General features: G+C 69.1%; 22 protein-coding genes and 1 tRNA gene. 7 read left to right on the top strand and 16 right to left on the bottom strand.

The features are described from left to right. The 3 genes from ACFQ36_RS09985 to mca all read right to left on the bottom strand — a co-directional run. Nucleotides 1-1,886, bottom strand: a 1,886-nt coding sequence (locus ACFQ36_RS09985; protein ID WP_377013152.1) for a thioredoxin domain-containing protein, incomplete at its 3' end; no start/stop codon positions are given. A 2-nt stretch (nucleotides 1,887-1,888) separates the two neighbouring features. Then, complete coding sequence (locus ACFQ36_RS09980; protein ID WP_377013150.1) at nucleotides 1,889-2,218, bottom strand: hypothetical protein; 330 nt, start codon at nucleotides 2,216-2,218, stop codon at nucleotides 1,889-1,891. Between the two features lie 78 nt (nucleotides 2,219-2,296). Further along, nucleotides 2,297-3,229: a mycothiol conjugate amidase Mca gene (gene mca / locus ACFQ36_RS09975; protein WP_377013157.1), complete on the bottom strand. Its 933-nt coding sequence runs from the start codon at nucleotides 3,227-3,229 to the stop codon at nucleotides 2,297-2,299. Nucleotides 3,230-3,281: 52 nt separating this feature from the next. Between mca and ACFQ36_RS09970 the strand changes: the two genes are divergently transcribed. Together ACFQ36_RS09970 and greA are read left to right on the top strand one after the other, a co-directional pair. Continuing rightward, nucleotides 3,282-3,737, top strand: coding sequence for a DUF4307 domain-containing protein (locus tag ACFQ36_RS09970; protein ID WP_377013148.1), 456 nt, complete (start codon nucleotides 3,282-3,284; stop codon nucleotides 3,735-3,737). Nucleotides 3,738-3,992: 255 nt separating this feature from the next. Further along, entirely contained in the window at nucleotides 3,993-4,484 is a 492-nt protein-coding gene (greA, locus tag ACFQ36_RS09965; RefSeq protein WP_377013146.1) for a transcription elongation factor GreA, read from the top strand. Nucleotides 4,485-4,544: 60 nt separating this feature from the next. Here the strand turns inward: greA and ACFQ36_RS09960 are convergent, their stop codons facing one another. The 5 genes from ACFQ36_RS09960 to ACFQ36_RS09940 form a co-directional block, all read right to left on the bottom strand. Continuing rightward, the gene (locus tag ACFQ36_RS09960; protein WP_377013144.1) at nucleotides 4,545-5,132 is read right to left on the bottom strand and encodes a rhomboid family intramembrane serine protease; all 588 of its coding nucleotides are present in this window, start codon (nucleotides 5,130-5,132) and stop codon (nucleotides 4,545-4,547) included. Next, on the bottom strand, nucleotides 5,133-6,371 hold the full coding sequence (gene ilvA / locus ACFQ36_RS09955; RefSeq protein ID WP_377013142.1) for a threonine ammonia-lyase: 1,239 nt from the start codon (nucleotides 6,369-6,371) through the stop codon (nucleotides 5,133-5,135). Then, nucleotides 6,368-7,642, bottom strand: a complete 1,275-nt coding sequence (locus ACFQ36_RS09950; protein WP_377013140.1) for an AI-2E family transporter — start codon at nucleotides 7,640-7,642, stop codon at nucleotides 6,368-6,370. The genes ilvA and ACFQ36_RS09950 overlap by 4 nt, the downstream gene beginning before the upstream one ends. Before the next feature lie 78 nt (nucleotides 7,643-7,720). Further along, complete coding sequence (locus tag ACFQ36_RS09945) at nucleotides 7,721-8,650, bottom strand: aldose 1-epimerase family protein (protein ID WP_377013139.1); 930 nt, start codon at nucleotides 8,648-8,650, stop codon at nucleotides 7,721-7,723. Nucleotides 8,651-8,748: 98 nt separating this feature from the next. Beyond that, the gene (locus ACFQ36_RS09940; RefSeq protein ID WP_377013137.1) at nucleotides 8,749-9,588 is read right to left on the bottom strand and encodes a Bax inhibitor-1/YccA family protein; all 840 of its coding nucleotides are present in this window, start codon (nucleotides 9,586-9,588) and stop codon (nucleotides 8,749-8,751) included. A 285-nt stretch (nucleotides 9,589-9,873) separates the two neighbouring features. Between ACFQ36_RS09940 and ACFQ36_RS09935 the strand changes: the two genes are divergently transcribed. The 5 genes from ACFQ36_RS09935 (at nucleotide 9,874) to ACFQ36_RS09915 (ending at nucleotide 14,492) form a co-directional block, all read left to right on the top strand. Then, nucleotides 9,874-10,170 carry a GroES family chaperonin gene (locus ACFQ36_RS09935; protein WP_377013156.1) on the top strand — a complete coding sequence of 99 codons (297 nt, stop codon included), beginning with the start codon at nucleotides 9,874-9,876 and terminating at the stop codon, nucleotides 10,168-10,170. A gap of 238 nt (nucleotides 10,171-10,408) precedes the next feature. Then, nucleotides 10,409-11,725, top strand: a complete 1,317-nt coding sequence (locus ACFQ36_RS09930) for a branched-chain amino acid ABC transporter permease (protein ID WP_377013154.1) — start codon at nucleotides 10,409-10,411, stop codon at nucleotides 11,723-11,725. Between the two features lie 12 nt (nucleotides 11,726-11,737). Beyond that, complete coding sequence (locus ACFQ36_RS09925) at nucleotides 11,738-12,718, top strand: branched-chain amino acid ABC transporter permease (protein ID WP_377013135.1); 981 nt, start codon at nucleotides 11,738-11,740, stop codon at nucleotides 12,716-12,718. Next, a complete protein-coding gene (locus ACFQ36_RS09920) occupies nucleotides 12,715-13,725 on the top strand; it encodes an ABC transporter ATP-binding protein (RefSeq protein WP_377013133.1) in 1,011 nt (336 codons plus the stop codon). Before ACFQ36_RS09925 ends, ACFQ36_RS09920 begins: the two co-directional genes overlap by 4 nt. Beyond that, on the top strand, nucleotides 13,722-14,492 hold the full coding sequence (locus ACFQ36_RS09915; RefSeq protein ID WP_377013131.1) for an ABC transporter ATP-binding protein: 771 nt from the start codon (nucleotides 13,722-13,724) through the stop codon (nucleotides 14,490-14,492). The genes ACFQ36_RS09920 and ACFQ36_RS09915 overlap by 4 nt, the downstream gene beginning before the upstream one ends. A 115-nt stretch (nucleotides 14,493-14,607) precedes the next feature. Here ACFQ36_RS09915 and ACFQ36_RS09910 read toward each other — a convergent pair whose 3' ends face one another. The 8 genes from ACFQ36_RS09910 to ACFQ36_RS09875 all read right to left on the bottom strand — a co-directional run. Further along, a complete protein-coding gene (locus ACFQ36_RS09910) occupies nucleotides 14,608-15,990 on the bottom strand; it encodes an ABC transporter substrate-binding protein (RefSeq protein ID WP_377013129.1) in 1,383 nt (460 codons plus the stop codon). 281 nt (nucleotides 15,991-16,271) lie between these two features. Then, a tRNA-Leu gene (locus ACFQ36_RS09905) sits at nucleotides 16,272-16,344 on the bottom strand. A 218-nt stretch (nucleotides 16,345-16,562) separates the two neighbouring features. Then, entirely contained in the window at nucleotides 16,563-17,069 is a 507-nt protein-coding gene (locus tag ACFQ36_RS09900) for a GNAT family N-acetyltransferase (protein WP_377013127.1), read from the bottom strand. A 138-nt stretch (nucleotides 17,070-17,207) separates the two neighbouring features. Further along, a complete protein-coding gene (locus ACFQ36_RS09895; protein ID WP_377013125.1) occupies nucleotides 17,208-18,620 on the bottom strand; it encodes an NAD(P)/FAD-dependent oxidoreductase in 1,413 nt (470 codons plus the stop codon). A gap of 77 nt (nucleotides 18,621-18,697) precedes the next feature. Continuing rightward, nucleotides 18,698-20,080 carry a S8 family serine peptidase gene (locus ACFQ36_RS09890; RefSeq protein ID WP_377013123.1) on the bottom strand — a complete coding sequence of 461 codons (1,383 nt, stop codon included), beginning with the start codon at nucleotides 20,078-20,080 and terminating at the stop codon, nucleotides 18,698-18,700. A gap of 35 nt (nucleotides 20,081-20,115) precedes the next feature. Then, entirely contained in the window at nucleotides 20,116-21,066 is a 951-nt protein-coding gene (locus ACFQ36_RS09885; protein ID WP_377013121.1) for an exopolyphosphatase, read from the bottom strand. Then, nucleotides 21,063-21,746, bottom strand: a complete 684-nt coding sequence (locus tag ACFQ36_RS09880; protein WP_377013119.1) for a DUF501 domain-containing protein — start codon at nucleotides 21,744-21,746, stop codon at nucleotides 21,063-21,065. The genes ACFQ36_RS09885 and ACFQ36_RS09880 overlap by 4 nt, the downstream gene beginning before the upstream one ends. A 147-nt stretch (nucleotides 21,747-21,893) precedes the next feature. Then, nucleotides 21,894-22,374, bottom strand: a 481-nt coding sequence (locus ACFQ36_RS09875; protein ID WP_377013117.1) for a septum formation initiator family protein, incomplete at its 5' end; no start/stop codon positions are given.

Here is a 22,374-nt window from a genome sequence, read left to right as displayed (position 1 = left end):
ACCCGCGGCAGCCGCTGGGCCACCCGGCCGAGGTAGCCCAGCAGCCGTTCGGCCAGCGCGCGGTGCCGGCTGGAGCCGCTGTAGGCCGCATAGGTCAGCAGCGCTCCGGCGAACAGGCTGGCGCCGCTGGGAGCGGCGTTTTCGAGCGGGTCCGCGGCGCGGCGTTCGCCCCGCGCCGCGGAGAGCTGCTGCGGCTGCTCCGCCTCGTCCAGCAGCGTGCCGTCGGACAGGAAGCGCTCCTCGGTGCGCAACAGCAGACGCTCGGCAGCGGCATACCAGCGTTCGTCCCCGGTGGCGCCGTAGAGGGTGAACAGGCCTTCGGCAACACCTGCGTAGTCCTCCAGCAGCCCCTCGATGCCGCGGGCCGCGCCGTCGTGCGAGACCCGGGCCAGCCGGCCGGAGGAGTCCAGATGCACGCGGAGCAGATACTCGGCAGCCGCTTCGGCCGCCGCCAACAGCTCCGGGCGGTCCAGGACCTCGGCAGCCTCCGCGAGCGCTGCGACGGCCAGCCCGTTCCAGCCGGCCACCACCTTGTCATCGCGGCCCGGTTGGGGCCGCTGCCGCCGCGCCTGCCGCAGTACCGGCTTCAGCCTGTTCCAACGCTCGGTTTCGGCCGCGTGCAGCACCCTGCCCGGATGCAGCGGGGAGCCGTCCTCGGTCACCGTCCCATGCGGGCCGATGCCCATCACCGAGGCCACCCAGTCCGCGTCCCCGCCCTCCGGCCCCAGCACCCGGTGCAGTTCCGTTACGGACCACAGATAGGTGCCGCCCTCGACGTGTTCCCCGTCCACCACTGTGTCGGCGTCCAGCGACGAGGCCAGTCCCCCACCGGGCAGGCCCAGGCCGTCCAGCATCCAGTCCGCCGTCGCGTCCGCCACCGAACGCGCCAACTCCCGCTCGCCGGAATCGCTGCCCTGGACCGCCCACTGGGCGTAGGCGCGCAGCAGCTGGACATTGTCGTAAAGCATCTTCTCGAAATGCGGCAGCGACCACTGCCGGTTCACGGAGTACCTGGCGAACCCGCCCTCCAGCTGGTCATACAGTGCGGAGCCGGCCATGGCCTTCAGGGTGCGCACCGCCAGCCCGGCGGCGAGCGCGGCGGTATCCTCCGGTTCCCCGTGCTCGGCCTCCATCCCCTGCCCGCCTGCGGCGGCGTGGCGCAGCAGGAACTGCAGGACGGACGAGGGCGGGAACTTGGGTGCATCCCCGAAGCCGCCGAACCTGCGGTCCTCCTCGCGGGCCAGCACGCGGACGGCCCCGGCCAGCAACTCCGGCAAGTCCTCCGGCCCCTCCGCGCGGGCGCCGGGGGCGGGCCGCACCGCAGCTTCGGGGGCACCGGCGTCACCGATGCCGCGCAACGGACCCACCAGCGCCCGGTTGACCTCGGTGGCCTCGCCCAGCGCGACGGCCAGGGTTTCGGCGTTGGCTTCGATTCCCTCCCGCCGGTTGGTCCACGCGTCCGTGACCGCTTCGAGCACCTGCCGGAAGGAGGGCCTGCCCGGGACGGGCCGCGGCGGGTAGTACGTGCCCGCATAGAAGGCGCGCCCGTCCGGCAGCGCAAAAACGCTCATCGGCCAGCCGCCCTGTCCGGTCAACGCCTGGGTGGCGGCCATGTAGACGTCGTCGACATCCGGGCGTTCCTCGCGGTCCACCTTGATGCTGACGAAGTGTTCGTTCAGGTACTCTGCGGTGGCCTCGTCCTCGAAGGATTCCCGGGCCATCACATGGCACCAGTGGCAGGCGGCGTAGCCGACGGAAATAAAGACAGGCACGTCGCGCCGGCGCGCCTCTTCAAAGGCCTGGTCGCCGAAGGGCCACCAGTCCACCGGGTTTCCGGCATGCTGGCGCAGATAGGCCGAGGCCTCGTTGCGCAGGCGGCCGGCCATGCTCAGCTCCCCCGGCCCTGCTCGCCCTGCCGGCCGGTACCGGGGCCGGCAGGGGGCTCCGGCCCGACGGGCCCGTCAGCGGGTTCCCCGGCCGGTCCGCCGGCGCCCGTGCCGTCCGCCTCTCCGTTCCGGGGCTGGCCGACCTGTTCCCGGTAGCGCACCCGCCGGATCCGCTTGGTCATATCCCGGATCAGCAGGAACAGCACCGCGGCCAGTGCGAACGTGATGAAGAAACCCCACGGCCCTGGGGTGACCTGGTTGGGGTCAAGCCCGGGCCGCAGCGTGGGCTCCGGATTCGGCGCCACGGTGGCGAGTACATGCAGCAGGTGCAAAAGTCAGTCTCTTTCTGGCTGTCCTCCCGGGCCGCAGGTGCCAGGCCCGGTCCGGAAGATGGCGGTATCCACCTGTATCTATCGTATGCCCGCGAAGAAGTCCGTTTCCGGCAGGGAGGTCGGCACCCGGGAGTCAATCAGCGAGTAGTCTTCCCACGGCCACACCTTGCGCTGCAGATCCGCCGAGACGGCGAAGAAGAATCCGCCCGGCTCGATCTGGGTGCGGTGCGCCAAAAGCGCCCGCTCGCGGTGCTCGAAAAAGTCCCCGCAGTCGATCTGGGTCGTCGTCGGATGCAGCGGCATCGGCGGCTGGTGCCCCTCCGCGTCCGCCTCCAGCCAGGCGGCGATGCGGGCGGCGTACGGGGACTTCAGCCCTGCCTCCTCCAGTGCGTAGTGCAGGGCCCGGAACCGTTCCGGATTAAAGGCACGGTCGTAGTAGAGCTTCGACGTCGCCCACGGCTCTCCGGCCTCGGGGTACTTCGCCGGATCGGCGGCGGCATGGTAGGCCTCCACCGCGATCTTGTGGGCCATGATGTGGTCCGGGTGCGGGTAGCCGCCGTTTTCGTCGTAGCTGATCAGCACCTGCGGCCGGAAATCCCGGACCAGCCTCACCAGCGGCTCGGCCGCCTGCGCCAGCGGCAGTGTGGCGAAGCTGCCGAACGGCAGCGGCGGCAGCGGGTCCCCCTCGGGCAGCCCCGAGTCCACGAAGCCCAGCCAGCGGTGCTGGATCCCCAGTTCCTTGGCCGCGTTGGCCATTTCCAGCCGGCGCAGGCCGGCCAGATCGCGGTCCGCGTGCGCCTCGCCGGCCACTTCGGCGTTGAGGATGTCCCCGCGCTCGCCGCCGGTGCAGGTCACCACCATGACCTCCACCCCGGCCGCGGCGTAGCTGGCCATCATCGCCGCGCCCTTGCTGGATTCATCGTCCGGGTGGGCGTGCACCGCCAGCAGGCGCAGGCCTTCCGCCGGCTCGTTCGCTTCCTCTCGGTCCGAAGGTGACGGTGCGGGGATGATCAACTGGCGCTCCTGGGTCCTAGGGTTTTCCTGAGGCGATAAAGTAGACAGCGTGAGCACCACCGGACCCACCGCTGCCGAGACTTCTTCCGGAACAAGCGTAGCCAATCGTTACGGCGCCCAAAAGCGGCGCCCGGGCGGCAAGACCGGGAAAGTCCTCGCGGGGGCGGCCCTGGCCCTGGCCGTTGCGGCAGCCGCCGTCTATGCGGCACTGTCCGGGAATCCGCCCGTTTCGGCCAAGGACGTCGGCTTCCACCTGTCCGAGCCGCTGCAGGCGATGGTGGACTTCGAGGTCACCAAGGATCCGGGCGCCACCGCCGAGTGTGCCGTCCAGGTCCTCAATGAGCAGTACGCGGTCGTGGGCTGGAAAATGGCCGTCATCGGCCCCAATTCCACCGACGAGGGTGCCGACGGCGGCAGGACCACCGCCCACCGGATCCAGCTCCGGCTTGAGTCCGAGGGCGTCTCCGGCGGCGTGAATTCCTGCTGGATCGTCAAGGCCGGGTAACCCCGCCGACCCGGAAAGTTACCGCGGCAGCGGTCGGCGCCATTGGGCAAACCGTCCGCGGCTGACTACACTTAACCAATACGTTCCGCCCCGCCCATCCGGTGAAACCGGGAACCGTACGGATTTCCCAGGAGTCATCCACCGGACGGCGGGGTCTTTGCTTGTGGCGGCGGCTGGACCCGGCGGCCGCCAGAAGCGGAGAGCCACCATGCCGGGGCCAGGGGAATGGTTCCGGCATTAACTAAGGAGAAGTACGTGTCCACATCCAGCGCACCCGTCGCCTGGCTCACTCAGGAGTCTTACGACCGCCTGAAGGCTGAACTGGATCATCTCTCCGGCCCCGGCCGGGCGGAGATTGTTGCCCGTATCGAGCAGGCCCGTTCCGAAGGCGACCTCAAGGAGAACGGCGGCTACCATGCCGCCAAGGAAGAACAGGGCAAGGCCGAGGCACGGATCCGCCAGCTCACCGAACTGCTGCGCAACGCCCACGTCGGGGAACCCCCGGCCGATGACGGCGTTGTGGAACCCGGCATGGTCATCGAGGCAAAGATCGCCGGTGATCCGGAGACCTTCCTGCTGGGCAGCCGCGAGGTGGCCGGCGATGCCGACATCAATGTCTACAGCGAAAAGTCGCCGCTGGGGGCGGCCATCCACGGGCTGAAGGCAGGCGATTCCACCACCTACACCGCGCCCAACGGCAAGGAAATCACGGTGGAGATCATTTCCGCCAAGCCGTACACCGGCTGACACCGGGCCGGCGGGCAGGAAAGAGGGGCGGACCCGGGGATCCGCCCCTCTTTCCTGCTTTTATGCCCGCTTCCGGCGCAGCAGGACAGCCGCCAGCACTCCCCCGGCGGCGCCGAAAAGGTGGGCCTGCCAGGAGACGCCTGGCCCCGCCGTCGGAAGCACTCCCCAGAGCACGGAACCGTAGAAGGCGAAGATCACCAGCGCCAGCAGGATCTGCCTCCAGCTGCGGTTGTAGAACCCGCGCACCAGCAGGTAGGCCAGCAGGCCGAACACCACCTCGGAAATCCCCACGGTCAGTCCGGTGCCGGTGAGCCAGACGCCCGCGCCGGAAACCAGCCAGCTGGAGGCGACCACGGCGGCGAACCGGCGCACGCCCTCCAGGAAGACCAGGAAGCCGAGCACGATCAGCGGCAGGCTGTTGCCGGCCAGGTGGTTGAATCCGGCGTGCAGCAGGGGCGAGAACAGGATCCCGTCCGCCCCCTCCAGCCGGCGGGGAATATTGCCGAACTGGTAGTTCATCATCCCGCCGGTGGCCAGGTTGGCCAGCTGGATGACCCACAGGACGGCCGTGAAAGCGACGAGCACCAGCAGGCCCCGCCGGGCCCGGCCGGCCTTGGCAGGATCCCGGGTGACCGCTGCGCCCGGCATCTAGTGCACCACGACGGGCTGGAAACCCTCGGCACGCAGATTGCGCAGCACCAGCTCGCAGTGCTCGTGCCCCTTGGTTTCGATGTCAATGGTGATCGCCACGTCCCCCATGCTGATCGATCCGCCGATCCGGGTATGGTCCACCCGGGTCACGTTGGCGTCCGACTCGGCGATGATCCGCGAGATCTGCGCCAGCGAGCCGGGACGGTCATCGAGCATCATGCGGACCGACATGAACCGGCCGGAGGCGAACAGGCCGCGCTGGATCACCTTGAGCATAAGCATCGGGTCGATGTTGCCGCCGGAGAGGATCACCGCCGTGGTGCCCGGATTCTCGATCACGCCCTCCATCAGGGCGGCCACGCCGACGGCGCCGGCGGGCTCCACCACCAGCTTGGCGCGTTCAAGCAGGAAGATCAGCGCCCGGGCCAGCGCATCCTCGCTGACCGTGACCACGTCGTCGACCAGCTCGCGGATGATGGCGAAGGGCAGCTGGCCCGGCCGGCCGACGGCGATGCCGTCCGCCATGGTGGAAACCTTCTTCAGCGGCACCAGCGCATCGGCAGCCAGGGACGGCGGGTACGCGGCGGCGTTCTCGGCCTGCACGCCGATCACCTTGATTTCCCGGCCCAGTTCCCTGGCCTTCGCCTTGACCGCGGTGGCGACGCCGGCCAGCAGCCCGCCGCCGCCGACGCCCATCACGATGGTGTCCACGGCCGGGATCTGTTCCAGGATCTCCAGGCCAATGGTGCCCTGCCCGGCGATGATGTCCGCGTTGTCGAAGGGGTGGACGAAGACGGCCCCGGATTCCTGGGCATAGCGCTGCGCCTCGGCCAGGGCCTCGTCCACGTTGTGCCCGTGCAGCACCACCTCGGCGCCGTGGCCGCGGGTGGCCGCCAGCTTCGGCAGGGCCACTCCCAGCGGCATGTAGATCCGGGCCTTGATCCCGAGCCGTGCCGCCGCCACCGCGACGCCCTGGGCATGGTTGCCGGCCGAGGCTGCGACCACGCCGCGGGCACGCTCCTCGGCGGTAAGCCGGGCCATGCGCACATACGCGCCCCGGACCTTGAACGATCCGGCACGCTGCAGGTTTTCGCACTTGAAGAACACATCGGAACCGACCATGCGGCCCAACGCCCGGGACTGCTCGATGGGCGTCTGTTCGATCACGCTCCCGAGCAGCTGGCGCGCCTGGACAATGTCATCGAGGGTGACCGGCAGTTGGGTCAAGGCAGTCATGAGTTGGTTCCTCTCCTCTCCTGCGCTCCGGCGGCGTCGTCAGGGCCGGCCGGCCGGAGCGCGGAGGTTGTGTCGGGGTCGGGTTGTGTGGCGGCTGCGGATGCCGCCCGGTTCCGCGGCCCGGTCCGGCCAGGTCGCGGCGACAGCAGCGCCGGGTCCGCTTCCCACGCGCGGGCCGCGATGTAGCGGACGGCGGCATTGAGCATCGCCAGCACCGGAACGGAGAACAGGGCCCCCGGGATGCCGGCAACCATGGAGCCTCCGGCCACCGCGAGCACCACCGCCAGCGGATGCAGCGACACCGCCTTGCCCATGATCAGCGGCTGCAGCACGTGTCCTTCCAGCTGCTGCACGCCCAGCACGATGGCCAGCATGATGAGCGCATTGATCCAGCCGTTGGCCACCAGGGCGAGCAGGACGGCAATGAAACCGGTGACCAGGGCACCGACGATGGGGATGAAGGAGCCCAAAAAGACCAGCACGCCCAGCGGCAGGGCCAGCGGCACCCCGATGATGGCCGCACCCGCGCCGATGCCGAGGGCGTCGATGAAGGCGACGAACATCTGGACCCGGATGTACTGCACCATGGAGGTCCAGCCGCGGCGCCCGGCGCCGTCGGCGGCCATCCTTGCCTTGCGCGGGAGCAGGCGCACCAGGAACGCCCAGATCCTGCCGCCGTCGAGCAGGAAGAAGATCAGGGTGAAAATGGTCAGCAGCATGCCGGTCAGCAGGTGGCCGGCGGTGGAGCCGACGGTCATGGCGCTGGAAAAGATGGCGCTGCTGTTGTTCTGCAGCTGCCGCAGACCCTCGGTGATGTAGTCGTTCAGCTGGGCCGTGGTCAGATGCAGCGGGCCTTCGGTCAGCCAGGTCTGGATCTGCACCACACCCTGGAGCACCTGGTCCCACAGGGCCCCGAAACCGACCACCAGCTGCCGCCCCACCAAAGACAGCGCCCCGCCGATGAGTCCGAGGAACCCGAGGATGGTGATGGCTACGGCGAGCCCGCGGGGCACCTTGGCCTTGTTCAGGAACCGCACCACCGGGCTCAGCAGCGCCGAGAGCAGGGCGGCGACCATCAGCGGAATGATCAGCAGCGAGACATAGCTGAGCAGCCAGACCAGCAGGCCGGACACGACCACCACCAGGCCCACGCGCCAGGCCCACGCGGCGGCAATCCGCAGCGCGTACGGCACGTCCTCCCGGGCATGATGAGGGACGGCCCCGGGGATGCCTCCGGGACCGGGACGGATTTCTGGCGAAGGCCGGCTCATACGTCCAATAGTTTCATATCCGGTCCTCTCTGCGCCGACGGTGGAGTACGGCTCCGTCCCGGCCGCCGGGACGCCGGCTCAGCCTTCGACCGGAGCCAGCTGCGCCGCGATCCCCCAGCTGCCGGACAGGCTGCTGCCCGGCTCCACCCAGCACAGCCCGTCCCCGCTGTTGAAGGCATTGGCGGGCGCGGTCATCGGCTCCAGGGCCACAGCCACGGCCCGCCCCGGGAACCTGTCCGTAATGAAGACATGCACATACCCGAAGGCCGCATCCTGCCACAGGCTGACGCTGCGCCCGTCCGGGGCGGTCAGCGTGCACCGGGCCCGTCCCTCGGCGTCGCGTTCCAGGTCCGTGTAGGCGGCATCCAGGGCACGGCCCGCCACGGCGGTCCCGCCGCGCAGGTCCATGCTCCCCTCAACCGGCACGGCCCGCACGGGAATCAGCCGCTCGTCCACGGCCAGGTAGGTTGCACCCGGGACAGCCAGCGAGAGCCGGTCCGTCCCGACATCGCCCAGCCGCAGGTAGGGGTGGGCGCCGAGGGCCGCCGGGGCCGCCTCGGCCGAATGGTTGGTCAGGCTTTGGCTGACGGACAGTCCTCCCGCGCCGTCAATGCTGTAGCGGGCCTCGTGGGTGAGCCGGAAGGGGTAGCCGTGCTGCGGAAAGATCTCCGCGCGCAGCACGATCGAGGATTCCGAACGCTCCACCGGCCGGTAGCCGGTGTTACGCAGCAGGCCATGGCTGGCATGCCCGCGGGCAGGTTCGGTGATGTCCAGCTGCTGCCGGCGCCCGTGGAGCGTCCACTGCCCGTCAGCCACGCGGTTGGGCCACGGAGCCAGCAGGATCCCGGCGGCACCGGGCGGAATGTCCGCGTCCCCGAAGGTCTCCGTCAGCTGCACGCCGTCCCGTTCGTACAGGCGCAGGCAGCCCGCCAGTTCGGTCACGACGGCGCGGGCGCCGCCGCGGGAAATCTCGAACTGCTCGCCGGTTGCCGGATGCTGAAGGCTCATGGGCACCAGCCTAGCCCGGTCGCAGCCTGCCCCAAACGTAAACGACGTACGCCCCGGCCTTGCGGCCAGGGCGTACGGGCTGCCTGTCCGGTACGGCGTCAGTCGTTGCCGCGCAGGATGGCCAGCACGCGCAGGATCTCCACGTACAGCCAGACCAGCGTGACGGTCAGGCCGAAGGCGGCGGTCCAGGCAAACCTGGCGTCCACGCCGGCCCGCACGCCCTCCTCGATGGAGGTGAAGTCCATGATCAGCGAGAAGGCGGCCAGCCCGATGGCGACCAGGCCGATCAGGACGCCCAGCGGAATGCTGATGCCCATGATGGAGATGTCCATGCCGCGCATGCCCCACTGGTTGTCCAGCACCCCGAACATCACCAGACCGAGGTTGACCAGCGAAAACACCAGGTAGCCGAGCATGGCGATCAGGAAGAACTTCATCGCCTTCGGGGTGGCCCGGACCTTGCCGCTCTTGAACAGCGCCAGCGTCACGGCGAAAACGCAGACGGTGCCGAGCACCGCCTGCGGAGCCACGCCCGGGTACCTCGAGTCGATCACCATGGACAGGGCGCCGACGAACACGCCCTCGGCTGCCGAGTAGGCCAGGATCAGGCCCTTGGACGGCTCGCGCTTGAAGGAGTTGACCAGTCCGAGGACCAGCCCGACGACCATGCCGGGGACCATCAGGGCCGGAACCATCCAACCGACGACGGCGCCGGCGAGGACCAGCACCAGGCACGCCAGCGTCTTCATGATCACGTCGTCGTAGGTCATCCGCCCGGTCTGCGCCGGACCTGCGGACGGGCGGTTGTACAGATCCTGCAGCTGCTCGCTGCTCAGCTGCGACTGCCCGGCGAGCACCGCCGAACCGGCCGCCGATCCCTGCGGCGCCTTGCGGAACACATTGGGATTGTTGAAGACCGGATTTCCACCGAGTGCCATTAAAGTTGTCCTCCATCTGGGGGATCCAGGAATCGTCATGGGGATTGGGGCCCGCCCCGATCCAGGGTCTGTTCAAACCCTACCAAGTCCAACGACCGGGCGGCCCGGTTCTCTCCCGGACTTTCCGCCGGAGCACCAATCGTTGCCGTTCCTTGACAAACTTCCTGCGCCCTCCCCGGCGGTGCCCGGCCGGGGAAGCGCCGCGCTGGCTAGAATACTGGGGTGACCGAGAGCCGCTCCCCCAGTCCGAACCATGATTCCGCCGCCCAGAAGCTGCCCCTGCGGATGCTCCACGACCGCATCCTGGTGGCGCCCGACAAGGATGCCAGCGAACGCCGCTCGGCCTCGGGCATCGTCATTCCGGCCACCGCGGTCATGGGCAAGCGGCTGGTTTGGGCCAACGTCGTGGCCGCCGGGCCGAATGTGCGGCAGGTCGGCGTGGGCGACCGCGTCCTCTTCGATCCCGAGGACCGGGCCGAAGTCGAAGTCAATGCCAAGGACTACATCCTGCTGCGTGAACGCGACATCCATGCGGTGGCCCAGCCCGAGTCCTCCGACGACGGCACCGGGCTGTACCTTTGACCTCCGGCCCCGCAGGAGGGCGGTCCCGGCCCGGCTGCCGCCGGGGCGCTTGACCTATTCTCAATAAAACCTTCAGAGGTGTTACGCGATCGCGATCTAAAGGGCCTATTTCGCAACATGGCGAACATGATCCACAGGTAACATGATCCGCATGCCGGTGACTAAGATCACAGGCGGATCAGTTCTGCCGGGACCCCGGCAGCCACCCCACCCTGTGGAGGTTGACAACTTGAGATCCATGCCGAAGCTCGCCCGGTCATCCGGGCTGCTCGCAGCGCTCATCGCGCTCTTTGCCGCAGCGCTCTTTGCCGCACCGGCTGCCCACGCCCTTGCGCCGGCAACGTCCTCCCCCCGCCCGGCCCCCACCTCGCCGGCCGAGTTCCCCAACACCATCAGCGGGGTGCTGCGCAACGCCGGCCAGCCGGTTCCCGGGGTCACCATCCGGGCCACGGGCGAAGGCTTCAGGGGCGAGGCCGTCACCTCACCCACCGGGGCATGGACCATCCGCGTGCCCGTGCAGGGCACCTACCAGGTTGAACTCGATGAGAGCACGCTGCCTGAGGGCGTGGCCCTGGCCGAAGGTGCACAAAACCCGCGAACCGTGACCTTTGTCAACACTTCCAATGCCGGGGCCATCTTTCCGCTGGGCAAAGGCATCGTGGTCCAGGGAGCAAACTTCGGCGAACAGCTGGCCGAGCGGCTGATCGCGGGGTTGAGCTTCGGCCTGCTGCTGGCGCTGGCCTCGGTGGGACTGTCGCTGATCTTCGGCACCACCGGCCTGACGAACTTCGCCCACGGCGAGATGGTCACCCTCGGTGCGGTGCTCATGTTCCTCCTCAGCGGCATGGGCCTGCCGGTCTGGCTGGCAGCCATCCTGGCCATCATCGGCGGCGGCCTCTCCGGCTACCTGCAGGACGCCGGGCTGTGGCGGCCGCTGCGCCAGCGCGGTTCCGGACTCATTCCCATGATGATCGTCAGCATTGGCCTGGCCCTGGCGGCCCGCTACGTCATCCAGCTCTTCTTCGGCGGGGCCACCCAGCAGCTGCCCGGCGCGCAGGGCCCGCAAATTTCCCTGGGACCCGTCTCGATCTCGCAGAACACCCTGCTGTCCCTGCTGATCAGCGCCGTGGTGATCGGCCTGCTCGGCTTCCTGCTGCTGCGCACCCGGCTGGGCAAGGCCACCCGCGCCGTCGCCGACAACCCCGCGCTGGCCTCCGCCTCGGGCATCGACGTGGACAACGTCATCCGCATTGTCTGGACGGTGGGCGGACTGCTCGCGGCCCTTGGCGGCATCCTCTGGGCATACTACCGGCCGGGCGTTTCCTTCAACATGGGCCAGCAGATCCTGCTGCTGATCTTCGCCGGGGTGACCCTGGGCGGCCTGGGTACCGTCTTCGGCGCCCTGGTCGGCTCCGTGATCGTGGGCATCTTCGTCGAGGTGTCGACCATCTGGCTCGAGGCGGACCTGAAATTCGTCGGGGCCCTGCTGATCATGATCGTCGTCCTGCTCTTCCGGCCCCAGGGCATCCTGGGCCGGCGCGAGCGCGTGGGCTAGGAGGGAAGGGCAATGAACTTTCTGAATATTCTCAACGGGGCCCTGGGCGAGATCGTCAGCCCGACCACCGCGGCGTACGCGCTGGCCGCGCTGGGCCTGGCCGTGCACTTCGGCTATACCGGGCTGCTGAACTTCGGCCAGGCCGGCTTCATGGCCATGGGCGCCTACGGGTTCGCCATCTCCACCCTCACCTTCAACGCCCCGTTCTGGGTGGCCGTACTGGCGGCGCTGGCGTGTTCGGTCATCTTCGCGTTCCTGCTGGGCATCCCCACGCTGCGGCTGCGGGCCGACTACCTGGCCATCGTCACCATTGCCGCCGCCGAAATCGCCCGGTACGTGGTGACCACGAACCGGCTCACGGCCGTCACCGGTTCGGCCGGAGGCCTCAACGGCTTCACCAAGGGCTTCTACGCGCTGAACCCGTTCCCCCAGGGCAGGTACAACCTGGGCTTCGCGACCCTGAACGAGCGGGACCTCTGGGTGCGGGTGGCAGGGTGGACGCTGGTGGCCCTGTGCTGCGTCCTGGTCTGGCTGCTGATGCGCAGCCCCTGGGGCCGGGTGCTCAAGGGCATCCGGGAGGACGAGAACGCCGTGAGGTCCCTGGGCAAGAACGTCTACTCCTACAAGATGCAGGCCCTGGTTATCGGCGGCGTCCTGGGCACCCTGGCCGGGATCCTGTTCACCTTGCCGCGCAGTTCGGTCCAGCCGGCCAATTACGGCACCGAGCTAACCTTCTTCCTGTGGACCTGCCTGCTGCTTGGCGGGATGGCCACCGTCCTGGGCCCCGTGCTCGGCGCGATGACCTTCTGGGTGGTCCTCTCGCTGACCCAGGGCCTGCTCTACGGGGCGATCGAGGCAGGCTTTGTCACCTTCATCACCACCACGCAGGCCGGCCAGCTGCGCTACATCATGGTCGGCATCGCGCTGATGCTGCTGATGATCTTCAGGCCCCAAGGCGTGCTGGGCAACAAGAAGGAGCTGGCATTCACATGACCGACGGAACACGCGCTCCGGAGACGGCCGACTACATGGCGGATACCCGCCCGATCGCCGTGGGCGAGGCAGGGCCTGGCTGCAAGAAGCGGGATCCGATCGTGGTGGCCCGGCATGTCACCCGCCGCTTCGGCGGCATCAACGCCGTGGACGTAGACTACCTGGAGATTCCCCGGCACAAGATCACCGCCCTGATTGGGCCCAACGGTGCCGGCAAGACCACCTTCTTCAACCTGCTCACCGGCTTCGACCAGCCCAACAGCGGCGAATGGACCTTCGACGGCCATTCGCTGGCCGGGGTCTCGGCCTACAAGGTGGCCCGGATGGGCATGATCCGGACGTTCCAGCTCACCAAGGTGATGGGCAAGCTCACGGTCATGGAGAACATGCGCCTGGGCGCGGCCAACCAGCCCGGCGAGCGGCTCTCCAAGGCGCTGTTCAAGAATCTCTGGGGCGGACGGGAGCAGGAGATCACCGCCCAGGCGGAGGTGCTGCTGCAGAAGTTCAAGCTGGATGCCAAGCGCGATGACTATGCGGCCTCGCTCTCGGGCGGTCAGCGCAAACTGCTGGAGATGGCCCGGTCCCTGATGGCGCAGCCCAAGCTGGTCATGCTGGACGAGCCGATGGCCGGGGTTAATCCGGCCCTGACCCAGTCCCTGCTCGACCATGTCAAGAACCTCAAGGCCGAGGGCATGACCGTGCTGTTCGTGGAACACGACATGCAGGTGGTGCGGCACATCGCAGACTGGGTGGTGGTGATGGCCGAAGGCAGGATCGTCGCCGAGGGCCCGCCCGCCGTCGTCATGAAGGACCCCGCGGTGATCGACGCCTACCTGGGCGCCCACCACGACGTGGACCTCGGGGACATGCAGGGCCTGCAGGCCCTGGAGGAGGAGCTGGCCCATGACCGGAAGTCAGTGGTTGGCACCGAGGACGAAGGCATCATCGGACAGCATGTAGCAGAGTATGACGGCCGTGAAGACGGCGGCAGGAGGGAACGGGGATGAGCACAGCAGCCACCGGCACCGCAGCGCAGGCAGCGGCCGGAACCGACGCCGTCGTCAAGGTCACGGACCTGGTGGCCGGCTACCTGCCGGGGGTCAATATCCTCAACGGCTGCAGCATCGAGGCCCGCAAGGGCGAGCTGATCGGCATCATCGGCCCCAACGGCGCCGGCAAGTCGACCCTGCTGAAGGCCATGTTCGGCCTGGTGAAGGTCCATTCCGGCTCCGTGGTGGTGCGCGGCCAGGACCTGACCGGGCTGAAGGCCAACAAGCTGGTCTCCCGCGGCCTCGGCTTCGTGCCGCAGACCAACAACGTCTTTTCGACGCTGACCATCGAAGAAAACCTGCAGATGGGCATGTTCCAGCGGCCCAAGGGCTTCAAGGAACGCTACGACTTCGTCACCGGCCTGTTCCCCGAACTGGGCAGGCGCCGGCTGCAGCGGGCCGGTTCGCTCTCCGGCGGTGAGCGGCAGATGGTGGCCATGGGCCGGGCGCTGATGATGGATCCGGCGGTACTGCTGCTGGACGAGCCCTCGGCCGGCCTGTCCCCGGTGCGGCAGGACGAGACCTTCCTGCGGGTCCACGAGATCAACCGGGCCGGGGTCTCGGTGATCATGGTGGAACAAAACGCCCGGCGCTGCCTGCAGATCTGCGACCGCGGCTACGTCCTGGACCAGGGCCGGGACGCTTACACCGGCACCGGGCGCGAACTGCTGAACGACCCCAAGGTAATCGGCCTGTACCTGGGCACCCTGGCCGACACCGCCTGAGACACCGCCTGAGGAGCGCCGGCTTCCCGGCCGCGGGTTTAACGGGTTTAACGCAGCAGGCCCCCGCCGGATGGCGGAGGCCTGCTGGGTCAGTGCGAGTGACCGGAGGAAAGTCTTAGAGCTTGCCGAACTCCTCGCGGACCGGCTTGGGGACGTTCGCGGCATCGTACTTGTAGATGCCGACGTACGCCTCGGTCGGATCCCCGTTCTTGTCGAAGCTGATGGGGCCGGAGATGCCGTCGTAGTCGATGTCCTTGCCCTCGCGGAGCAGGGTCACGCAGGCGGCGAAGTCGTAGCACTTGTCGCCGTCTTCGGAGACCGCCTGCATCTGCTTGGCTATCTCCTTGCCGTCCGTGCTGCCCGCCGCCTCTGCGGCCAGGGCCACCAGGGTGGTCGCATCGTAGGCTTCGCCGGCGTATGCGTAGTCCTTCAGCTTGCTGTCGACGGTGGCCAGCCGCTTGCGGAAATCGGTCTTGGCGAAGGTGCCCGGGATGGTGCCCTGGGCGCCTTCCATCGTTCCCTTGTCCAGGTCCTTGCTCAGGTCGGCGGTGTTGCCGTCCACGAGGAAGAGCTGCTCCGGCTTGATGCCCTTGGCCAGCAGCAGCGGCGCAATGCTCTTGACCTCCTCGAAGGTGATCAGGGCAATGGCATCCGGCTTCGCCGCCACCACCGAGTCCACCTGCGAACCGAACTGGGAGTCGCCGGTGTTGAACATCTCCTCGGCCACGACCTGGCCGCCCGCCTGGGTGAAGGCTTCCTTGACGTTCTTCTGCAGGCCCGTGCCGTAGGGATCGTTCAGCACGATCATGCCCAGGGTCTGGGCGCCGCAGGAGATCATGTAGCTGCCCAAGGTGCGGCCCTGGAGCACATCGGAAGGAGCGGTGCGGAAGTACAGGCCGTTGTCGTCGTAGGTGGAGAAGGCCGGCGAGGTATTGGCCGGGGAGATTTGGAGCACGCCGGCCCTGGTGATCTTGTCGATCACGTTCATGGACACGCTCGAAGACGCGGCACCGATGATGGCGCTCACCCCCTGTCCGAGCATCTCGTCCACGGACTGGGTGGCGATGTCGGTGGTGGTATCGCCGGAGTCGCGGTGGACAACGGAGATATCCTTGCCGAGGACGCCGCCGGCGGCGTTGATGTCCTTGACGGCCAGGTTGACGGCGGCGATTTCGGGCGGGCCCAGGTAGGCCAGCGTTCCGGTGGTTGGCAGCAGCGTCCCCAGCTTCAGCGGCTTGTCGGTGGAGCCCTTGGATGCCGGCACCTTCGCCGGGTTCCCGGTGGGGTGTTCGGTGGCCTGGGCGCCGGAGCCCGTGCTCGGACAGGACAGGCCCGAAGCCGCTCCCGCACCCGTGGTCCCGCCGTTGGAGGGAGCGGTTGCCCCGCCTCCGCAGGCGGATGCGAAGAGCGCTACCCCCAGCCCCAGCGCGGCGAGCCGGCCCGTCCGGGCGAGGCTGCCGCTCCCGGCGGAGGGCACTGCATTCCGAGTTGCAGTCATAAGGTCTTCTCCTCTGATCCAAAGGTCAGCCGACGCCGGGCCCCGCTCCCGGCGGAGCGGGCCGCGTACCGTAAAAATGAACCTAGTGCATAATCAGGAGAAAAATAAGACGTTTGGGTTACATCCTTGTAACGCTCTTGCCCGCCTGTTTGCGCAGGTCCGCCGCTGCTTAACCGTTGCCATAACCGGCCTCCGCGGGACCGCCGGAACGCTGCCCTGCTGCAACCGGGGCAGTCCCGCAGCCCGCGGGGCCGGACGCAGCGGATCCGCGGAGAAGACGGTACCCCAGGTGGGACTCGAACCCACACTTGGAAGATTTTAAGTCTCCTGCCTCTGCCATTGGGCTACTGGGGCCGGACCGGTAGGTCACTGACAAGCCTACTCGATACCCGTTGGTGGTCATTTTCGCCAGTTCGTCCTCGTTAGTCCGCCGGGGTCGGGCCGCGGCTGCCTGTCCGGGCCTGTTCAGCTGCAGCGGTCCTGGTAGGCCAGGCGTGCACGGGCAGGTGGACCGGGGTTGCGGCCGGCCCGGCCGCCCGGACCCGAACCCTCAGGAACCAATGAAATACCTGCTAGAGGCTGTTGAACGGGGCGGCGTAGCAGAAGGACCCCGCGGGGACGTCGTCGGCCAGCGGCAACGCCATGAAATGATCGCCCCAGCCCGGATCGGGGGCCTGGATGCCCAGGTCGGCGGCCGGGCGGTAACCAAACCGCGGATAGTAGCCGGTATGGCCGAGCAGGAGGATTACCCGTTCCCCCAACAAGGACGCACGCCGGCGGGTTTCGGCCAGCAGGGCCGCCCCGATCCCCTGACGCCGGCGTTCCGGCAGCACCGCGAGGGGGCCGAGGCCGAGCGCAGGCTCGTGGCCGATCCAGCCCCTGGTGCTGATGCAGTAGCCGATGACGTCCGGTCCGTCCACGGCGACGAGGGACAGCTCAGGGATGCATTCCCTGCACTCGAACAGCGCCGCCAGCAACGCCAGCTCCGGCGGATCGGCGCCGCCGTCGGTGCCGAAGGCGCTGCGGGCCAGGCGCAGGATCGCCGGCCGGTCCCCGGGCTGCTCCGTCCTCAATTCCATCGGGGCAGTTTAGCGGCAGCATGTCCGGCCGGACACATCGGCAGGAGGGCAGGCCAGGAGCCGGACCACACGACGGCGGGGAGGTTCCGCAAACGGAACCTCCCCGCCGTCGTCATGGCATGCCTGCCGGCCGAAGGCCTACTTGCTCTCGGCCTTCTCCGCTTCCTTGTCCGCCGCCGGTTTGGGGGCCGGGGCGGCAGCGGTGCGGAAGGCGCGGTACGGGGTTTCCAGGTCGCTGATCTCGGTGGTGTCGCGGCCCAGGACGGCGTTGAGAGCCCAGTCGGCCATGACGCGGATCTTGCGCTCGACCGTGGGCATGGCGAAGCCGTGGTAGCCGCGGTGGGCCAGCCAGGCCAGCGGGCCCTTGAGCTTGATGCCCATGACCTTGGCCACGCCCTTGTTCAGGCCGAAGCCGGCCACGGCGCCGAGGTTCTTGTGCCGGTACTCGGTGACCTGGCCGGCGCCGTAACGGGCGGCCAGGATGTTCCTGGCCAGGTGCTTGGCCTGGCGCACCGCGTGCTGGGCGTTGGGCACGCAGTACCCGCCCACCCCGCCGCCGGTCAGGTCCGGCACCGCCGCGACGTCGCCGGCGGTCCAGGCACCCTCGACCGGGGCGCCGGTCTCGTCGACGATCTGCAGTTTGGCATTGGCCGTCACGCGCCCGCGCGGATCCAGGTTGAAGCCGAAGCGGCGCACCACCGGGTTGGCCTGCACGCCGGCGGTCCACAGCAGGGTGTCCGCCTCGAAGGACTGCGCCGGGGTCTTGTCCGGCATGTTGATCAGCTCCAGCTTCCCGTCCACCGCCGAGGCCAGGGAGGTATTCAGCAGCACCTCGATGCCGCGGCTGCGCATGTGCGCGACCACCCACTCGGCCTGGGACTCGGTGACCTCGGGCATGATCCGGCCCATGGCCTCGACCAGGACAAAGCGCAGGTCCGAGCGCTTCAGCCGCGGGTTGTGCTCGACGGCCTTGCGGGCCATGTCCTCGATCTCGGTCATCGCCTCGATGCCGGCGAAGCCGCCGCCGACGCAGACGAAGGTCAGCGCGCGGGCGCGCTCGGGGCTGCCCTCGGGCAGCACGGAGCCGGCCTCGATGCGCTCGAGCACGGTGTTGCGCAGCTCCAGGGCCTCCTCGATGGTCTTCAGGCCGATGCCGGTCTCGGCCAGGCCCGGGATCGGGAAGGTGCGGGTCACCGCGCCGGCGGCGATGACCACGTCCTGGTAGGGCAGCTCGAACGAGATCCCGTCGGCGGATTCCACGGTCGCGGTGCGCCTGTTGTGGTCGATGGCGGTGACCGAGCCGGTGATGACCTCGGTCTGCTTCAGGTGCATCCGGTGCGAAACCACCGCGTGGCGGGACTCGATGGAGCCGGCCGCCACCTCGGGCAGGAACGGCTGGTAGGTCATGTAGGGCAGCGGGTCCACCAGGGTGACGATGCCGCCGCGGGCCTTGACCTTCTTCTGGAGTTTCAGGGCCACATAAAGGCCGACATAGCCGCCGCCGACAACGAGGATCCGGGGACGGTCAGAGAGCGCAGGGGTAGGTGCCATGCACACCACTATAGCGGCTTTTGTGAAAATTTTCACGAGCTGCCGGAAGGAGCCGTTTCCCGCCGCCCCTGCCGGTCTCAGGGCCTGCCGGGCTGCTCCTTGCCCCCCGGGTTCCGGGCCGGTTCCTGCGCTGCCGCCGCACGCGTGACCGACTTCCTGGCCCGCAGCGTCTGCTGCACCCCCAGCCCCAGGACCAGCAGGATGAGCACGCTGAAGCCGACCACCACCACGGCCGGGAGCAGGCCGCCCTCCAGCCGCGGTGCGACGGCGACGGGTGTGGTCGGCTCCGGAATGGCCGGACGCGTCGAATGGGTGGCGGGGGCGGTGGGCTGCGCCGGGGCCGGCTGGCCGCGACGGTGCACCGTGATCCACTGGGCGATGGTGCCCAGCGGGTTCGCGGCCACCTCGGGAACCTCGGCGTTCAGCGCCGCGTTGGCGTCCAGGATGCCGAAGCCGTAGATCGGATCGTGGCCGGCTGCTCCGGCGTCCCGGGAGGTCGAAATGATCCGGTTGATCACCTGGGCGGCGCTCATCTGCGGGTACCTGGCGCGGATCAGCGCGGCGACGCCGGAAACCAGCGGTGCCGCTCCCGAGGTGCCGGACCAGTCCGCATAGAGTCCGCCGGGCAGCCCGCCCACCAGGTCCTCGGCAGGGGCGGCCACGCCGATCACGATGCTCTGCGACGAAGCGTCCTGGCTGGCATTGCCGTTCCGGTCCAGGCCGGCGACCGTGAGCACGCCGGGAATGGTGGCCGGGGCGCCGGACTGGAAGGTGCCGCCGGCGCGGTTGCCCGCGGCGGCGACGATCACCACGTCCTGCTGCTCGGCATACAGGAACGCGCTGTCCCAGCTCTGCGGCCACGAGGTGGTGGAGCTGGTCAGGGACATGTTGATGACTTTCGCGCCATGGTCCACGGCCCAGCGCACGGCCGCGGGGATCTGTTCGTCTACGCCAATGCCGGCAGGGTTCTCCGAACCCAGCCAGGTGGAGACGGCCAGCAGGTCGGCTTCCGGTGCCACCCCGACGACGCCGTCGGGCCTGGCCTCGGCGTCGTCACCGGGTTTGTCCTCGCCTTCCTTATCCTCCGGTTCGTGGCCGCGCCCGGCCAGCAGGGTCGCGACCAGGGTGCCGTGCTCGGGGGTCTGCCCGATGCCGGTCTGCCCGTCGGGCCTGCCGGCACCGGAAATGTCGGTACCGCCGACCACCGCGCCGCGCAGGTCCGGATGGCTGCCGTCCACCCCGCTGTCGATGATGGCGACCTTGACGCCCTGGCCCTTGCTGGATTTCCAAGCTTCGCGGATGCCGTAGGCGTCGAGCCAGTATTCCTTGTCCCGCACCGCATCCGCGGCCGCTGCCGGGGCCAACACCAGGCCCGTGACCAGGGACAGCACCGCCGTGCAGGCTACGGCCGCCGCGCGTACCGTCCGGATCGGGCCCGGCCGACGGGGGCTGCTGGGCATCGTCACTCTCCTCATCTGCCTGCGGTGGCCGTGGCTCAGCGGCAGGCGGTTTGTGCCGCGCTCAGGGCAATGCCATCCAGAATATCGTGCTCGCTGGTGGTCGCCCCGTCCACGCGGCCGCCGGTCAGTTCCGTGATGCGGGCATTGACGGTCCGCCAGATGAGCGCCCCGGCCCCGATCACGTCCACGCGGCCGGGATGCATGTAGGGCAGCGCGGCCCGCTGGCGGCGGCTCATGGTGAGCAGCGAGGTGCAGGCGGCGGCGATGCGGGCGCCGTCCAGGTCGGTGCCGTGAATGATCTCCGGCCGGTATTCGTCCAGGTCGAGGGCATGGGCGGTGATGGTGGTGACCGACCCGGCCACGCCCACCAGGCGGTCCGCGCGATCCAGCGGCACCTCGGCCAGGACCTCGTCCAGATAGGCGTTGATGTCCGCTTCGGCCGCCGCGATTTCGGCGGCCGACGGCGGGTCCTGCTTCAGGTGGCGTTCGGTGAAGCGCACGCAGCCCATGTCCACGCTCCGCGCGGCCTGGACGCCGTCGGCGGTGCCAAGCACAAATTCGGTGCTGCCGCCGCCCAGGTCCACCACCAGGATCCGCTGTCCCGGCCGCGGGGCGAGCACGCTGGCGGCGCCGGTGAAGGACAGCGCGGCTTCCTCGTCGCCGCTGATGACCTCGGGTTCGACGCCGAGACGGGAGCGGATGCCGTCCACGAACACCTGCCGGTTGGCCGCATCCCGGGTGGCGGAGGTGGCGACGAAGCGCAGGTGTTCGGCGCCGTGGCCGCGCAGCAGCCGCGCATACTCCTCCGCCGCCGCGAAGGTGCGCTCCAGCGCGTCCTCGGCCAGCACGCCGGTGGCGTCCACGCCCTGGCCCAGCCGGACCACCTTCATCAGGCGTACGACGTCGGTCAGGCCCGCGCCGCCGGCGTCGGCAATCAGCAGGCGGATCGAATTCGTCCCGCAGTCGATGGCACCTACACGCGTCACCGGGCGTCCCCTTCACTCATCGGATGTGCATTGCTGCCGGGCTGGTTCCCGGCCTGCCGGGCGGCCCGTTTGGCCTCGAGCTCGGCCCGGCTCAGCCCCTGCGTTTTGGTGTGCCGGCTCAGGTCCTGCGACGGCGCCTCGCCCTGCGCATCCCAGGCGCCCGCGCAGTAGCAGCGGTCCCGGGTCCACCACTCGGCGATGCGCTCCAGCGCCTCGTCCCCCAGCGGGTTCACCCCCGGGCCGGCGGCCAGCGCATGGCCCACGAGCACGTGCAGGCACTTGACCCGGCCGGGCATCCCGCCGGCAGACACCCCGGCGATCTCGGGCACCTCCCCGGTGCCGGCCCGGGCGCCGACCTCGTCGCGGGCCTGCAGGTAGGCCTCGTGGGCCCGCCGGTAGGCCGCAGCCAGGTCCGGATCCCGGGACAGCCGCTCGGTCATCTCGGTCATGACACCTGCCGCCTCCAGCCGGGACACGGCGGAGGTAATCACCGGGTGGGTCAGGTAGAACGTGGTGGGAAACGGGATTCCGTTGCCCAGACGGGGCGCGGTGGTGGCGACCAGCGGGTTGCCGCAGACGCAGCGGGCACCGATTTCCACCACGTCCCGCACGGGGCGGCCCAGCTGGCGGCTGAGGGTGTCCAGGTCCCGGGGCGTGGGTGTGCGCCGGGTAATGTCCATGGTGCGGTCCTTCCTAGCTGTGCGGCCGGCGGATCCGGCCCGTGTGCGGTCCCCCGCGCTGCCGCAGGTGCAGAGTGGGATGCGAGGCCCCGCCGCGGCGCGTCTGCGACACGGCGGGAACATCCCAATCGGGGAGCGTCCCAATCCCTATTTGGCCGCGGGCTTGTCCGTTGCCGAGCGTTTGACGGAGTCCCACAGCGCGTCAACCCAGGGCAGGTCCGCCGGGGCTGATTTGGAGGAGTGTTCCTTGGACTCGCTGAGCCCCTCGGCACCGGTGACCATGTACCGCGTCTCGCCCGGCATTACATAGAATATGCGATCGCGCGCCTGCTGTTTGATGTACTCCGGATCATCCCAGCGGGCGATCTCCTTCTTCAGCTTGTCCTGTTCGGCCTGTTCGAGGGCGATTTCGTCCCGCAGCTTCGAGATGGCCGAGCGTTGCTCGATAAAAACCCGCACCGACGGCGCCAGCAGCACGGTGATGGTGATCAGGACCACGGCCAGGGCCAGCATGCGCCCGGAGAAGGCCTTGGCCGGCACCGGCTCGACGGCGTGCCCGGCCACCGGGCGGGACGCGGGCCCGGCCTTGTCCGGCCGTGGCTTCCCCGCCGGCCTGCGGATGGCTCCG

The organism is Arthrobacter sp. GCM10027362, from assembly GCF_042679445.1.
Lineage (GTDB): Bacteria > Actinomycetota > Actinomycetes > Actinomycetales > Micrococcaceae > Crystallibacter.
Note: the sequence above shows the minus strand (reverse complement) of the source record. Positions and strands in the feature narration are given on the sequence as shown.

Bases quoted from the DNA above. Each gene is read 5' to 3' on its own strand.
- ACFQ36_RS09960 (WP_377013144.1), bottom strand. From the start codon at position 5,132: ATGCCGGGCGCAGCGGTCACCCGGGATCCTGCCAAGGCCGGCCGGGCC.
- ilvA (WP_377013142.1), bottom strand. From the start codon at position 6,371: ATGACTGCCTTGACCCAACTGCCGGTCACCCTCGATGACATTGTCCAG.
- ACFQ36_RS09950 (WP_377013140.1), bottom strand. From the start codon at position 7,642: ATGAGCCGGCCTTCGCCAGAAATCCGTCCCGGTCCCGGAGGCATCCCC.
- ACFQ36_RS09945 (WP_377013139.1), bottom strand. From the start codon at position 8,650: ATGAGCCTTCAGCATCCGGCAACCGGCGAGCAGTTCGAGATTTCCCGC.
- ACFQ36_RS09940 (WP_377013137.1), bottom strand. From the start codon at position 9,588: ATGGCACTCGGTGGAAATCCGGTCTTCAACAATCCCAATGTGTTCCGC.
- ACFQ36_RS09935 (WP_377013156.1), top strand. From the start codon at position 9,874: ATGCTCCACGACCGCATCCTGGTGGCGCCCGACAAGGATGCCAGCGAA.
- ACFQ36_RS09930 (WP_377013154.1), top strand. From the start codon at position 10,409: ATGCCGAAGCTCGCCCGGTCATCCGGGCTGCTCGCAGCGCTCATCGCG.
- ACFQ36_RS09925 (WP_377013135.1), top strand. From the start codon at position 11,738: ATGAACTTTCTGAATATTCTCAACGGGGCCCTGGGCGAGATCGTCAGC.
- ACFQ36_RS09920 (WP_377013133.1), top strand. From the start codon at position 12,715: ATGACCGACGGAACACGCGCTCCGGAGACGGCCGACTACATGGCGGAT.
- ACFQ36_RS09915 (WP_377013131.1), top strand. From the start codon at position 13,722: ATGAGCACAGCAGCCACCGGCACCGCAGCGCAGGCAGCGGCCGGAACC.
- ACFQ36_RS09910 (WP_377013129.1), bottom strand. From the start codon at position 15,990: ATGACTGCAACTCGGAATGCAGTGCCCTCCGCCGGGAGCGGCAGCCTC.
- ACFQ36_RS09900 (WP_377013127.1), bottom strand. From the start codon at position 17,069: ATGGAATTGAGGACGGAGCAGCCCGGGGACCGGCCGGCGATCCTGCGC.
- ACFQ36_RS09895 (WP_377013125.1), bottom strand. From the start codon at position 18,620: ATGGCACCTACCCCTGCGCTCTCTGACCGTCCCCGGATCCTCGTTGTC.
- ACFQ36_RS09890 (WP_377013123.1), bottom strand. From the start codon at position 20,080: ATGCCCAGCAGCCCCCGTCGGCCGGGCCCGATCCGGACGGTACGCGCG.
- ACFQ36_RS09880 (WP_377013119.1), bottom strand. From the start codon at position 21,746: ATGGACATTACCCGGCGCACACCCACGCCCCGGGACCTGGACACCCTC.